The sequence below is a fragment of the Halanaerobium kushneri genome, assembly GCF_900156285.1.
Taxonomy (GTDB): Bacteria; Bacillota; Halanaerobiia; order Halanaerobiales; family Halanaerobiaceae; genus Halanaerobium; species Halanaerobium kushneri.
The window spans coordinates 18875-33922 of sequence record NZ_FTNC01000027.1; the positions used below are offsets into that span (position 1 = coordinate 18875).

11 protein-coding genes and 1 pseudogene are annotated in these 15048 nt (G+C 30.4%); 2 read left to right on the top strand and 10 right to left on the bottom strand.

Annotation, left to right across the window (positions count from 1 at the left end; all coding sequences use genetic code 11):
* Window positions 1-3: 3 nt before the first annotated feature.
* The 8 genes from BW929_RS12970 to BW929_RS13005 all read right to left on the bottom strand — a co-directional run bounded on the left by BW929_RS12970 (window position 4) and on the right by BW929_RS13005 (window position 10465).
* Window positions 4-2397, bottom strand: coding sequence for a glycoside hydrolase family 94 protein (locus BW929_RS12970; protein ID WP_076545915.1), 2394 nt, complete (start codon window positions 2395-2397; stop codon window positions 4-6).
* Between the two features lie 29 nt (window positions 2398-2426).
* Complete coding sequence (locus BW929_RS12975) at window positions 2427-3305, bottom strand: carbohydrate ABC transporter permease (RefSeq protein ID WP_076545916.1); 879 nt, start codon at window positions 3303-3305, stop codon at window positions 2427-2429.
* Between the two features lie 38 nt (window positions 3306-3343).
* On the bottom strand, window positions 3344-4144 hold the full coding sequence (locus BW929_RS12980) for a carbohydrate ABC transporter permease (protein ID WP_234978108.1): 801 nt from the start codon (window positions 4142-4144) through the stop codon (window positions 3344-3346).
* A gap of 141 nt (window positions 4145-4285) precedes the next feature.
* A complete protein-coding gene (locus tag BW929_RS12985) occupies window positions 4286-5533 on the bottom strand; it encodes an ABC transporter substrate-binding protein (RefSeq protein ID WP_084566214.1) in 1248 nt (415 codons plus the stop codon).
* 225 nt (window positions 5534-5758) lie between these two features.
* Window positions 5759-6070 carry a PTS sugar transporter subunit IIA gene (locus tag BW929_RS12990; RefSeq protein ID WP_200805250.1) on the bottom strand — a complete coding sequence of 104 codons (312 nt, stop codon included), beginning with the start codon at window positions 6068-6070 and terminating at the stop codon, window positions 5759-5761.
* A gap of 12 nt (window positions 6071-6082) precedes the next feature.
* Window positions 6083-7345, bottom strand: a complete 1263-nt coding sequence (locus BW929_RS12995) for a PTS sugar transporter subunit IIC (protein ID WP_076545918.1) — start codon at window positions 7343-7345, stop codon at window positions 6083-6085.
* On the bottom strand, window positions 7346-7663 hold the full coding sequence (locus BW929_RS13000) for a PTS sugar transporter subunit IIB (RefSeq protein WP_076545919.1): 318 nt from the start codon (window positions 7661-7663) through the stop codon (window positions 7346-7348).
* Window positions 7664-7699: 36 nt separating this feature from the next.
* On the bottom strand, window positions 7700-10465 hold the full coding sequence (locus BW929_RS13005; protein ID WP_234978109.1) for a sigma-54-dependent transcriptional regulator: 2766 nt from the start codon (window positions 10463-10465) through the stop codon (window positions 7700-7702).
* Window positions 10466-10686: 221 nt separating this feature from the next.
* On the opposite strand from BW929_RS13005, the gene BW929_RS13010 reads away from it, so the two are divergent.
* Complete coding sequence (locus BW929_RS13010) at window positions 10687-12723, top strand: methyl-accepting chemotaxis protein (protein WP_076545920.1); 2037 nt, start codon at window positions 10687-10689, stop codon at window positions 12721-12723.
* Window positions 12724-12757: 34 nt separating this feature from the next.
* Here the strand turns inward: BW929_RS13010 and BW929_RS13015 are convergent, their stop codons facing one another.
* Together BW929_RS13015 and deoD are read right to left on the bottom strand one after the other, a co-directional pair.
* The gene (locus BW929_RS13015) at window positions 12758-13855 is read right to left on the bottom strand and encodes an RNA polymerase factor sigma-54 (RefSeq protein ID WP_076545921.1); all 1098 of its coding nucleotides are present in this window, start codon (window positions 13853-13855) and stop codon (window positions 12758-12760) included.
* Between the two features lie 121 nt (window positions 13856-13976).
* On the bottom strand, window positions 13977-14678 hold the full coding sequence (gene deoD / locus BW929_RS13020) for a purine-nucleoside phosphorylase (protein ID WP_076545922.1): 702 nt from the start codon (window positions 14676-14678) through the stop codon (window positions 13977-13979).
* A 166-nt stretch (window positions 14679-14844) separates the two neighbouring features.
* On the opposite strand from deoD, the pseudogene BW929_RS13025 reads away from it, so the two are divergent.
* Window positions 14845-15048 (top strand): annotated as a pseudogene (locus tag BW929_RS13025) (ISNCY family transposase); the annotation flags it as partial.

The window sequence follows — 15048 nt, forward strand, 5'->3', positions numbered from 1 at the left end:
CTTTCATCCCATTTTTACCTTAACTTCATTTACAGATCCCTCTTCCTGTTGAGGGATAACCCCGGCTATTTCTATACCGTTTAATAAAATTTCTTTAACACCTTTTTCAATATTATCAGGATTGGTCACTTTTATATTATATTCTGCTCCTCTCCATTTTCTTTTCACCTCAAAACTATCCCATTCTGATGGAATACAGGGGTCAATAATAAGTCCCTGATAATCACTTCTAACTCCGAGAATCCATTTTGTAACTGCTGTATAAGCCCAGCCTGAACTTCCGGTTAACCAGGGATGTCTGGCTCTTCCAAATTCTTCGTGATCTTTTCCCATAATAAACTGACAATAAGAATATGGTTCAGCTTCTCTAATTTCAATTTGGTCATTTTGTGCTGCTGGTAAGAGAGCATTATAAAATTTCATAGCTCTATTTCCTCTGCCAAGTTTTGCTTCTGCTATCCAGGCCCAGGGATTGGGATGACTAAAAATTGAACCATTTTCTTTTATTCCCGGATAAACTCTTGTCACAAATCCTATTTCATCATCCGGTTCAGTATAAGAAGGAGCATTTAAATGAAGACCATATTCTGAATATAAATATTCATTAACAGAATCCATCGCTTTACGAGCTCGTTTTTTGGAGGCTACTCCAGAAATCACAGCCCAGGTATTTGATTCTAAATGAACTTTTCCTTCTTTATTTTCTTTAGAACCAATTTTATTACCACTTCCGGTAATCCCTCTTAAATACCAACCTCCATCCCAGAGATTTTCCTCACAGGATTTTTTTACTTGCTTCGCTATTTCACTATATTTTTCAACATCCTGATCTCTATTTAAAAAATTGGCAGTTTCAATAAATATTTCTAAGGCCCAATGATGTAAAAATGAAACCATTGCACTTTCTCCTCCACCAAGATTTAAACAGTCATTCCAGTCAGCTCTTAGCCCTTTACAAATACCAGTGATACCAATCTGTACTGCTGAAAAGTCTAGAATCTTTTTCAAATGTTCATAAACTGTGTCTTCACCCTGATCAGCATAAGTAATTACCTTCTCAAAAAATTCTAGATCATTTGTTTCTTTTACATAATTACAAACAGATGCAACAAGCCAGAGGGCATCATCTGAACAGGTATCCTTAATTCCATGAATCAGATCATCCAGATCAGGTTCTGGTACAACTGTTGGAGATTCAAATTCTATCTCCTCCGAATCTCGATCAAACCAATCTGGATCAAATAAATGAAGTCCATATCCTCCAGAAGTCTGGCCTCGAAGAAGTTGAATTAAACGTTCTTTTGTTTTGTCAGGATTAGTATGAGCAACAGCCAAACTATCCTGAGCAGTATCACGATAACCCAGACCGGTTCTGCCTCCCACTTCTACAAAAGAAGCAAAACGAGACCAAACAACACAGGTTTCTGCCTGATAAAGGTTCCAGGTATTAATCATTGTATTTAAATCCTGATGTGGTGTCTTACATTGAAAGTTACTAAGTTTTTCATCCCAGTAACTATTTAATCGGGCAAATTCATTATCTACATTTTGAAAATTAGAATATTTTTTTCGCATTGCTTTAGCTTTTTCTCTTCCTCCAACACCTAAAATCAAAACAAATCTTTTTTCTTCTCCTGGAGCTAAATTGAATTTTTTATTTAATGAGGCACAGTGATTTCCACCCTTTTTACTGCTATTAGAGCAGACACCTCTTTCTAAAGCAATTGGATTTGATTCATCTCTATAGCTACCGATAAACTGATCACGTATACAATCATAACTGTCAGCCTCAAAATTTGCAGTAAAGTAATGGTATTTGCGGGGATCATAATAAAAATCATATTCTATTATTCCGTTTTGATAACTACTTCCTGCAGAGTATAAACTCATCTGAAAATTTTGATTATCTATCTCAATCTCGTGAAAAGAAAATTCTAGATAAGAAAACAAACTAAGCTGTCTATTTAGATCATCATTATTTTTTATTTTTAAATCCCAAATTTCTAAATCATCATCCAGAGGAATAAAAATATTTTTCTCTGCTTCAATCTGCTGATAATTACATTTGAATTTAGAATACGATAAACCATGTCGAACCTTATAATCTGCTTTATCTAAATCCTTTGCAACTGGCTGCCAGGAAATACTCCAATAGTTACCATCATCTTCATCACGAAGATATAAATAATGTCCCGGTCTATCTAAAGGAATTGCATTGGCTCTAAATCTTGTTATTCTGTGATGCTCAGCACTTTTATAAAAAGAATAACCTCCTGCATTCTGCGAAATAACTGTGCAAAAATCTTTAGTACCCAAATAATTTGTCCAGGAAACCGGTATATCGGGTCTTTCAATTACATATTCTCTATTTTTGTTATCAAAATATCCATATTTCATAACTTTTATCACTCTTTCTATAGTTAATTTTAGCCTTTAACTGCTCCCTGAGTTAATCCTTTTATTATATGTTTCTGTAAAATTATATAAACCAGTAAAACAGGAATTACTGTTACTATTACTGCTGTAGCCTGCAATCCAAGATCAGTACCATACTGAGATTTAACCTGGTTTAATAAAACTGTTATAGGCTGCACACTTTTGTTGGGCACAAACACAAGAGCAGAAAAAAGATCATTATAGGACCAGAGGAAAGTAAAAATTCCTACAGTAGCAAAAGCAGGTCTTGAAATGGGAACAAAAATCCTGGTAAAAATCTGCCATCTATTTGCACCATCCAGTAAAGCAGCTTCTTCAATTTCTGTCGATACTGAAGACATATAAGCTGATAACATCATAGTTGCAAAAACTAAATTCCCTGCTGTATGTGGTAAAATTAAAGCTAAATAAGTATTTACAATCCCCATTTTAATAAAAATTTCATAAACTGGAACCACTGTTACAAAAGCAGGAATCATTAAAGCAACTACTATCATTTTGTTAATAAAATTCTGGAATCTAAATTTAAATCTTGCCATCACATAGCCTGCCATCCCACCAAATAAAAGAACCAGCAAAACTGTTGTTCCAGACATAATTAAACTGTTCTTATAGCTGTTTAAAATATTTATCCTCTCTGATGCATTGATATAATTAGCTAAATCAAAAGAATCAGGTAGACTAAAAGGAGCATCAACAATTTGAGTTGTAGTTCTAAACGAATTATTTGCAACCCATAAAAGTGGTAAAATTGTTGTAGAAGCCCAGGCGATTAAGACCATATAAATAACAAATTTAGTCATTGAAATTTCTATAAAATAATCCTGAATATTATTTAAAATCTTTTTAGGCGAAAAATTAGCTTTCATCAGCACACTTCCTTTCTTGTTAATTAAAAATAAACTTACTAATCAATTGTTACATCCCTATTTCCAATAAATTTATTGGTCAATGTAGTTACAATTACTCCTAAAATAATTATAAAAATTGCTATTGTTGAACCATAACCAAATAATCTTCTCTGAAAAACAGTACTGTACATATAGGTCCCCAAAACCTGCGAAGAATCAAAAGGTCCACCTGCAGTAATAACCCAGACCATATCAAATACTTTTAGAGTTCCAGTAATAGCCAATACAATACAGACTCGAATATCCTGAAAAATTAAAGGCAATGTAATCTTAGTTATTCGCTGAAATGTGCTTGCTCCTTCTATTTTTGCAACTTCATATAAGGAATTGGGTATTTTGGTTAAGGCAGTTAAAATTATTACAAAATAAAACCCAACATACTGCCAAATTGTTGGAATCATAACCATTGCAAGTGCCTTGGCAGCATCCAGCCATAAAACAGGTTCAAAATTAAGGGCTTCCAAAATTGAATTTAATAAACCGGCATCATAGTTATAAAGCAATCGGAATAAAAGTCCTAATGAAGCTGCTGATAAAACAATGGGGAAAAAAAATGTTGTTCGAAAAAAGTTTTTTCCATAGCGAATTAAATCAACAAAAATAGCCAGGAGAACTCCCAGCCCAACTTGAAATATTACAGCAGCTATCATAAAAATAAAAGTATTTTTGGTAGCAAGCCAGACTACTGGATCAGTTAATAACTTAATATAATTCCCAAAGCCGATAAATTCGGGATTAATATTGTGAACTGTAAAGAAAAATGTTTTATAAAGACTTCTGATTATAGGATAAAACAAAAATATACTCCAGAATAATAATGCTGGTAACAGGAAGAAAAATATAACTTTATTATCATTTTTAAACTTAATTGTCTCCACCTCCAGTGAAAAAGTGAGGAGCACTAGATTAGCTGCTCCTCTTTTATGCTTTAATATAATTTATTTTGTCTGCAGTTCAATTTTTCTTACTTCTTCTAAAATGTTTTCTGCTGATCTTCTACCAGAAACTATATAAGCTACCCCATCAACAAGTGTCTGCCAGGCTGGACGCTGAATCTGGGCATCAATAGGTAATGACACATGATCAGCATTTTTAAACATTTCTAATCCATCCTGATATGGTTTTGATAGACCTGCAGGTGTAACATCAGCTGCAGGAAGTCCCCCATTGGCTTCTGCAATTTTTTTGATAGCTTCTTTATTTGTTAAATGCTTAAGCAGTTCAACAACAACATCCTGTTTTTTCTCATTATTATAAGCTTCCTTACTTAAATACATTCCAGAAGTAAATCCGGCAATTAAATCAGTCTGGTTACCATTTTCTCCCACCTTTGGATATGGAACTATTGTAACTCTATTGGCACCTTCATTTTGAGCATCCGCAATAGCCCAGGAACCTTCAACTAACATAGCTGCCTTCCCCTGTTTAAATAACTGACGAGCACCAGACCAATCCTGTGTTAAAGTGTCCTTTTGGAAAGCATCTGCGTCATATAATTCTTTCATATGATTTAAACCTTCAATCCACATTGGATTAATTCCATCAGCGATACCTGCATCATGAGCTGCAGCTCCCCCTACTTTAAGAATGGAATGCTCAATATTATAATGAGGAGTCATACCAAGACCTGCTGCCATTGGCACAATATCATTGGTTCTAAAAGTTTCTACAGCATTAAATAAATCTTCTCTGGTTTCTGGAATCTTTACATCATATTTTTCAAATAAATCCAAATTAACTATTAAACCTTCATAAAATCCTGTAATAGGCAGAGCATAAATATTTCCATCACTGTATCTAACCTGTTCTAAAACTGAAGGCAGGAAACCAGCTTTCCAGTCAGGATTATTTGCTAAAATATCGTTAAGAGGAGTTACTCTTCCAGATTCTACAATAGGTTTTGCCTGAGAATCAGTAAAATACATTGTTATATCTGGTTCATTACCTGAAGCAAAATCATTTTCAATTCTAACCTTAACGCTCTCATCTAAGGTAGCAGATTCATCAATAATTTTCACCTCAGGATGTTCCGCTTTAAATTCTTCTATTAGTTCTTCGTAAACACCAGAAGCAGGATCAGCTCCAGAAAACATCGAATAAACTCTTAATTCAACAGCTCCAGCGTTTACAGCACCAACAGATAAAACTAAAAGCATAGCTAAAACAAAAATCATACTTTTCTTCATTAAAAATTCCTCCTTATAGTTATTTGCCTATATATAATTGCAAGTTACATGCCAGAATAGTTTATTAATACTGTGATTTTTATTTCACTAAAAAATATTTGCCGTAAACCTTATTATATTAGTTATTCTCAATGTTATTTTTAAATTTAAAGATAAAAAATTTTTTAAAATTTGGCATAAAAAAAACGTGCAATCTCAAGATTACACGCTTTTACACACTATTTTTTAATCATTATTAATTTTTTGATGCAAATTTATAATTTCCTTTGCTAAGTCTTTTAACAATGAAGCTGTCATTAAATGATCCTGGCCGTGAGTTAATAAAATACTATTTTCAATTTCTTCTCCATTACTTTCCAATTTAATTAATTCAGTTTGTTTTAAATGAGCCTTTATCAATTTCTCGTCGGCTTCTTCTAAACAGACTCTGGCTTTTTCATTTTGATTACTCTTAGCATATTTAATTGCCTGCATAAATAAGTTTTTCGCATCACCACTATAAGAAATAATACTAAATATCATTTTTTCTAAATTCATAATTACCTCCTTCTAATCCTTAATTCTCTCTGCTATTTTTACAAAAGGAAAATATATTAAAATACCTATAAATATGTTAAATATCTGCAGTAAAGATCCAGATATAGAACCAGTTATCAAAAAACCACTTATTATTGGAGGTGTTCCCCAGGGAACCATAGCAATAGTTTTAGGCACAAGTCCAGTTAGAATGGCAAAATAACTGCTCAATGTTAAAACTAGTGGAGTTAAAATAAAAGGAATTAAATAAATTGGGCTCATTACTATTGGCAAACCATATAAAATTGGTTCATTAATATTAAAAACTGACTGAGTAGAACTTAATTTCATTAAATCCTTTTTTCTCTTAGAATTTGAAAATAAATATATAACAATTAACAAACTTATAGTTGTCCCACTTCCGCCCATATAAACAAAAGAATCAAAAAAAGGCTTAGTAAAGATATTCGGAACTGCTAAATTATTACTAACCGCCTGAATATTCTCCTGCAGAGCTGGTAAATACAGAGTTTGAATTACCGGTTCCAAAATATTAGTTCCATGTAAACCCAAAAACCAAAAAAAATGACCAATAAAAACAATAACTAAAGCTGTAAATAGATTATTAGCAAGTCCTAATAGGGGAAGTTGAATTAATCTATATATTTCTTGAAAAATATTTTCAATTCCTAAAAAAGCAAAAATTATTCTCATCAAAGAAAAAATAATAAAAATTAAAATAGTAGGAATTAAAGCTGAAAAATATCTATTTAAAATTGGAGTCATCGTTCCCTGATTAGTATTTTTTCTAATTTCAATTAAGTCCATCATCTTTACGTATATTTCTGTAGCCAGTAATGAAACTATAACAGCAACCAGCAATCCTGAAGCATCAAGCCACTTAAATGGAATAGTGAATCCCTGAGGACCTGATTGAATAATAGTAATTATAAAAGAAGAAAAAGAGATTAAGGCAGCAAGTAAAGGATCATTATTATAAGATTCTGCCAAATTATAACTTATAGAAAATACAATTAATAAAGACATTATCGAAAAAGTCCCACTATAGATATAATTAGAAAATGTTGTCCATTCTGCTCCAAATACACCGACCATATATTGCTGGTAATAATTAATCGGAAAATTATTAATCAATATTGCAAGCGAACCAATAATCGCCAACGGCATTATCGAAATAAATCCATCTCTAATAGCAAGCAGATGTCTCTGAGATCCTAATTTTGAAGCAAAAGGAACAAATCTATTTTCCATTACTTTAATGAATTTACTAAGCATTTATATCACCTTTTTATTTAAAAGAGTTAATGCCTGATTTAAAACAGCCTTACCATTTAAGGTTCCATAATGAATGCTATCAATAACATCAAATCTAGTTTCTGAATTCTTATAATTTCTTTCTAAGTTATTTAATAAATACTTAACCTGAGGGCCCAGTAAAATCAAATCAATTCTTTTATTATAACTTTTTAATTCAGACTGAGCCAACGCCTCAATATTAATTTCTATATTATTTCGACCTGCAATTTCTTTCATTTTAGAAACCAGAAGACTGGTTGACATACCTGCTGTACATACTAAAACAATATTTTCCACTACTATCGCCACCTGTAATTATATTTATCCAGCAAATTAATTTAGTTCAATATTTTTCTGCAGCTTAGAATTTTCTAAAAAGCTCTTGCTGATATATGCTATCTCGTCATCACTAATTTTTACGGCATATTCCCTTTCTAAAAAGAAAAGTTTTTCTGCAATTTTATGCATAAAAGATTTGTTTTCAACTTGATAAGCTTCCAATCCCTTAAAAGAGTTATCGTTTTCTCCTTTCAGCAATTTTTCAATTAAAAAAACCATATGCAGCAGAATTCCTATTTTAACATCACTATCAATTATTAATTTAGCTTCTTTAATAATCGAATTAATAATGTTTTTACATTCACTTACAATTTTACTGCTATTTACTTTATCAAGATGTTCACTCAAAGAGCTTTTTATTTTATTATACTTGTCTAAATCATTTAATTTTGTATTTAATTTTTCAAATGCCTTACCAGATAATACTTCGACAGCAGGAATAAATGGTATATCGGCTTTTTTGATATCAACTGTACTCACAACTGCAAGTAAATTATACTGTTTTTGATATCGTTTTATTTTTTTTATAAATTGGTCATAATCAATGATGTTTAAAGAAATTATTTTTATATTTTCCCGAGAAAATTGTTCTTCAATAATCTCTTTTAATTTACTGGAAGCTCCCTCGCCAGTAAAGCAGGCTGTAATAATTAAATTTTCAAAATTATCAGCCTTAATTTCTATTTCAGATTTAGAATTTGTACTTTCTCCTGCAGATTGCTTCCTTTTTTGCACAGCATAATTTAGACAGCTGCTGTATATTTCCTCGATACTCTGCCCCAATATAGCCTTCCTACAGACATCAATAACAATAGGGGTACTTACCATATCTATAATTTTAATTTTTCTCTTGTTTTCTAATTCCATCATATCTGCAAAGCCAGTCAAAGATCCCATGTCAACCAATAAAAGAATATCTCTATTAGGCGCTTCTTTTTTTATTTTTTCACTGCTATGCTCAAAGAATTTTTGAGCTTCCATTTCAAGCGGCATATCAATTCCGATAGCAAATTCCTCTCCCAGCAATTTATTGGCAACATCGGCCATACTTGTAGCAGTAGAATTACCGTGCATTAAAATATAAACTGCCACCTTTGACTTGCGCTTATCATTAATTTGATAAGGATTTTTAATTAAAAACATACTTATATAACCTATCTCATCTAAGGGAGTTTCTATCTGAAACTTTTTATCAATTAAAGAAGCTGCCTCAATTGCGGTCATAAATTCTTGAAAATGATTAATACGAATATTATTTAATTCTGGATGATAAATTTTTTCGCCTGCTTTAATTCTTTCTATGCTTTTTTGCAGGTGTAATGCTAAAGCCAAAAATATTTTTTTATCAAATTTACGCTGCAGTTTTCTCCCTGATAGCTGTAAAATATCTTCAGTAATTTCTACAATTTCTTTTTCAACTATTTTATTTATATCAGATTTATTTATGATATCAGGTAGTGATTCTAAATGTTTTTTGAAATGTGATTCTATATCAATATTTAAGATTTTTTGAATTTTTGCTTCATCCATATTTTCCTGACGTAGACTATTTAATTTATCTTCTATTACATCGTAAAATAATCTTCCAAGTTTTGGCTCTTCAGGATCAGGATTAGAATTAATATTAACAATTTTATTCTGCTCACTATCTGAAAATTCCAATATTTCATTCTGATCTTTAAATAAATTTTCTACTTTAGAACGTTTATGATGTAAATTAAGTATACCCTTTTGCACATGATCAGGAATATCTTCCTGTGAAATCAAAATATATTTATTATCCGAAGTTTTAAAGTTTAAAAAAGATTTAGCACTTGCCAACTGAATATCACTTGCCAGCTGACCTATATTATTTGGACAATCATATAACAAAAAAGAGACTAAAGAATTTCTATCAACATAAATACTTTTACCAATATTTTTTGATTCTTCTTTCAAAAAACTTTCAACCAGTCTGAAACGCTCTTTGAGACTTCTATTTTTCAAAGAAGGTAATTTAATAACCATTGGTATACGCCTGACAAAAGTATTTAAAAGAAATGAATCAGGCTCTTCTGTTGTGGCAGCAATTATCTGTACCTGAGCACTTAATTTTTTTTCACTTTCTCCAAGGGGACGAAAATGACCATTATCGATAAAGGTAAAAAGCATTTCCTGTCCCTGAGGTGGTAACCGATGAACCTCATCTAGGAATAAAACTCCCTGATCAGCTTTTTTTAAAAGTCCATCCCTATCTTTGTTTGCTCCAGTATAAGCTCCCTTTTTTACTCCAAAAATTTGCGAGATTAATAATTGAGGATTATCCGAATAATCGGCACAATTAAATTGAACAAAGGGTGCATTTTGATCCAGCATTTTAGAATCAACTGCAAAACCGTGCATTAAATTTGCAAACATCGACTTCCCAACTCCGGTTTCACCTAAAAGCAGAGTATGCAGTCCATTAGGAGGATATAAAATAGCCGCTTTAGCCTGTTGAATTTGATTTTTTAAGCTGCCTTTAGCTCCAATAATATCATCCAGTTTGCTGTTTTCCTCTTTTACATTATCTTTTAAACTGTAATGCTTTCTAGATGTTTTTTTATTTATCTTTTGCTCTTCATTACTTTCCTTTAATTTATATAGTACCGGTCTTCCCTGAATTTTAGCTAACCTGTCTGATCTGTATAATTTATTTAAATAACGACTGATATTTGCTCGATTAGAATCAAGTTCCTCAGCTATTTCGGCTGCCGATATCCCTTCCTGATTATCATTCAATACTTTTAAACATTCATAGACTTCATCAATTTTCTTAATTTGAATCACCTCCAATTAAAATTTAGATTTCATACTATATAATAAGACAAATTAATCAAATTTGCAATTTTTTTAATTAAATATACATTTTTATCTAATAATTTTATGGTATTTTAATTTTTGGCATAATACTTGCATCATTATATAGTGTAAGTATTATTATTATCTTTAAGGGGGATAAAATGTTTAAAATAAAAAAACACTTTAACAAAACATTAGCCAATTTTAAAGTTAAAACAAGATTATTGATCTTCTTTTTATTACTCAGTATCATTCCGGTCATCATAATAGGTTATTTTTCTTATGATAATACCCGAGCTACAATTGAAAATAAGATATCACATTATACAGAAGAATTAATTAAGCAAAGTACTATTAATATAAATAATAATCTAGAAAAAATTGAGAAAAATTCTACAATGATAATCTCTAATCGAGATTTAATGAAAAAAATATCAAGATTAACTTATGAAGATGATTTTGAAAAATTAATGGACATTAAAGAAGTCAATAATCAGCTCAATTCTATTGTTCAGTCCAACAAAGAAATTGAAGGAATTATAGTTTACAGACCTGGAAGTTCTAATTTTTCAACATTTAATGAAGATATCAAAAAAGTTATTGGGAATGATTTTTCTGAACATTCGTTATATAAAAGAGCAGTCTCAGACAAAGGTGAATCAATCTGGTCATATAAAATTAAAAATAATAACAATAACTTATATTTAATTAAATCTTTAACCAGTGTTAATACATTTAAAACAATTGGAACTTTAATTTTTATCTTAAATAATGATATATTTAATCACTTATATGAAAATATAAATATTGGTGAAAACTCCATTTTAATGATTTCCGACCAAAATAATAATTTAATTTCAAGCTCAAATAAAAATAATAAAGTACAAAAAGATAATTCACTTTTAAAAATATCTAAAAATTTAGATTCCGAAAATAAAAGCTATATTTCTGAAAATACAAATAGTTTAATTTCCTATAATAAAATGAATAATGGTTGGAAATTAATTGCCCGAATACCAATGAAATCCTTGCTGGAAGAAATACATAATAATAGAAATTTCATTTTATTAATTGCTATTTTATCTATTATAATTTCTTTTATTATTTCCAATATTATTTCAGAAAATATTTCTGCTGCCATTGATAAAATTATAAATTCTTTTCATAAAGTCGGAGATGGAAAAATTAATACCAAAGTAGAGATTATTGGAAAAGATGAATTTGCGATTTTAGGAAAAGGTTTTAATAAAATGACTGATAAAATTGCTTCTCTTATTCAGAAAAGCAAAAATACAGCTAAATCTGTAATAAGTAATTCTAAAAAAGTTAATACTCTAGCAAATAATTCTGAAGAAAACTCCAGACTAATCTCCCACTCAATTAATAATATTTCAGCAGGAGCAAATAAACAGGCAAAAGAAGAACAAAAAGCTTCGGATATTATGAAAAAACTGTCTCAGAAAATTGAAGAAATGAACATTTCAATTAAAAACATGAATCAATTAACAGATGATATTAAAAATACAAGCAATAATGCAAATTCAACTGTTAAAAATTTAAAAGCAAAAAGTAAAGATGCTGCAAATATTTCAGATAAAGTTATAAATGATATTCAGAATTTAAATGAAAAAGCTCAAAAAATCGATGATATCATTAATTTAATTGAAGCCATAAGTGAACAAACAGATCTTTTATCTTTAAATGCTTCTATAGAAGCAGCCCGTGCTGGAGAGGCCGGGAGAGGTTTTGCGGTAGTCGCCGCAGAAATAAGAGGCCTGGCAGAAAAATCTTCTGAGTCTGTTGATATTATAAAAAAAATCATCAAAGATATTACTTTAGAAAGTAAGAAATCAGCTTCGAAAGTTGAAGCTGCCAAAAATATTTATTTAGAACAGCATAAATCTGTTCAACAAACAGAATCTGATTTTAAAAATATTAATAATAAACTTAATGAAATAATTATTTATATAAAAAAATTAGATAGCTCAACCAAATCAATTAATAAATACAAAAAAATGAGTTCTGAAAAGATAAGAGATATAGCAGCAATTTCTCAAAAATCTTCGATAACTACAAAAGAAGTTAATTCTTTAAGTGAAAAACAAAAAAATTCTGCTGATAAATTAACAAATGTTTCAGAAGAATTAAATAAAATTATTAAGGAATTAGAGAAAGTACTTAATATATTTTCAATTTAATAAATAATATTTAAACCCTGAAAATTTTCAGGGTTTATTTTTTCATTCTTGACCTTGAGCCCTTAATTGCCAGTGATTTTCTGTATTTTGCCACTGTTCTTCTGGAAATATCAAGTTCATATTGAGCTTTAAATATTTTAACCAAACTGGCATCACTGAGGGGAGAATTTTTATTTTCATTTTTTATTAATTCAACGATTATTGCTTTAATGCTGACAGAAGACAAATTATCAATCCCACTATTAAAAAACATTTTAAAAGGTACTGTCCCATGCGGGGTCTGAATATATTTGTTTGTGGTAGCTCTACTAACTGTTGATTCATGCATTTCAATACTATCTGCAACTTCCTGCATGGTCATGGTATATAGATTTTTTAAACCATATTCAAAAAAATCATACTGCTTGTCTATGATTGCTTTCAAAATTTTAATAATCGTATTTTTCCTCTGTTCAATACTTTTGATTAACCACAAAGCAGATTTGTATTTTTCCTGTAAATATTTCTGAACTTCAGAGTCCTTGCATTTCTTTAATAAATTTAAATAATAAGAGCTAATATTTAAATTAAAGTTATTATCATTTGTAATTATTTGATAACCAGTTTCTGTTCTTTCGACAATAAGATCAGCTTGTACGTATTCAGCAGCCGGATTGACTGAATTTATTGCCTCTTTCAGATCTAAACCTCTAATTTTATGATAAATTTCTTTAATTTTTGTGATCTCACTTTCTGATTCTAAATCAAAGAATATTTTTGCAGTTTCTTCAAAACTTAGGCTGAGTTCCCCTTCGCTATTTAAATTCCCAACAATGAATTTGCCAAGTTCCATCTCTTTATCACTTAATACTTCAAAAAGCTGCTTTTCTATACTTTCACAAAACTTCGGATTATAGGCAATAAAGTTCTCATAATTTGGATTTTCTTTTTTGATTCCCCTGTAGGTAGAATTTTCATAAATATCACCTTCATTTTTCAAAACTTCTAATAAAGGATTTTCTTTAGCCTGTTCATTTATAAATTCTTCCAATTCTCTACTGTTATATTGTAATATTTTAACTGCCATCTGAAGTTTTGGAGTCATCACTAATTCCTGTTTCGCCTTTAAATCAAGATTAATATCCAACTTCATCTTTTTTTCTCCTTGCAAAACTAATTTTTTGAATTTTTTTAATAAAATAAGTAAAAAGAAAAATTAGAGCTCCTATCATAATTAGCAGCCCTAATTTATCATAAAAATATCTTTAAACTTTTTATTCAGCTAATTCAAGTGCTATCTCCATCATATCTGTAAAAGTCTTTTCTCTTTCTTCGGAAGTAGTTTCTTCGCCAGTTACCAAAGAATCACTTACAGTTAAAATACTTAATGCATCTACACCATACTTAGCTGCCAGTGTAAATAGTTCAGCTGATTCCATTTCTACACCTAAGACTCCATATTCTTTCCACTTTTTCCAGGCTTCACTATCATCATTATAAAATGCATCTGAACTTAAAATGGTACCCACTTTAACTTCTGTACCCTTTTCTTCTGCTACTTGATAAGCTCGGGATAAAAGTTTGAAGCTTGCTGCCGCTGCAAAATCCTTACCATCAAAGCGCATCTTATTTAGGTTAGAATTACTACAGGCTGCTTTGGTTAATATTACATCTCTTACTTTAGCTTCTGCATTAAATGAACCACAGGAGCCAACTCTAATTAAATTTTTTACTCCGTAGTCCCGAATTAATTCATTAACATAAATTGAAAGTGAGGGCATTCCCATCCCGGTTCCCTGGGTAGAAACTTTTTTACCTTTATATGTTCCGGTAAATCCATACATTCCTCTAACATTATTATATTGTTTTACATCTTTTAAATAATTTTCTGCAATAAATTTAGCCCTTAACGGATCTCCTGGAAGCAGAATAGTCTCTGCAATTTCTCCTTTTTTTGCTCCAATGTGTACACTCATAAATATTACCTCCTATATATTTTCAATTCTTAGTCGTTTGTATAATGTCTAAGGCCCTAAATGACAGGGCTCATGACATAAATTTTTGGTGATTTCCTCCTTAAGATATGGTATAATATAGTTAGAGATACTAAAAATACCACAAAGCCAAAAGGAGGAAATCATAATGTCTTTTAATTCTAAAAAGCAATTGTCTTTCGGTGATCTTTATGAACAGGCCAAAGATTGGGCTCAAAATGATAAACCTCAATTCCTTGAAATGCTCGATCAATATCTTGATTTATCTGAATTTATTCCATTCAGTTTCTACACTGCTTACTACAAATATTTTGGTAGAAAAAGAGAATATGATCTAGAATCGATGCTTTCT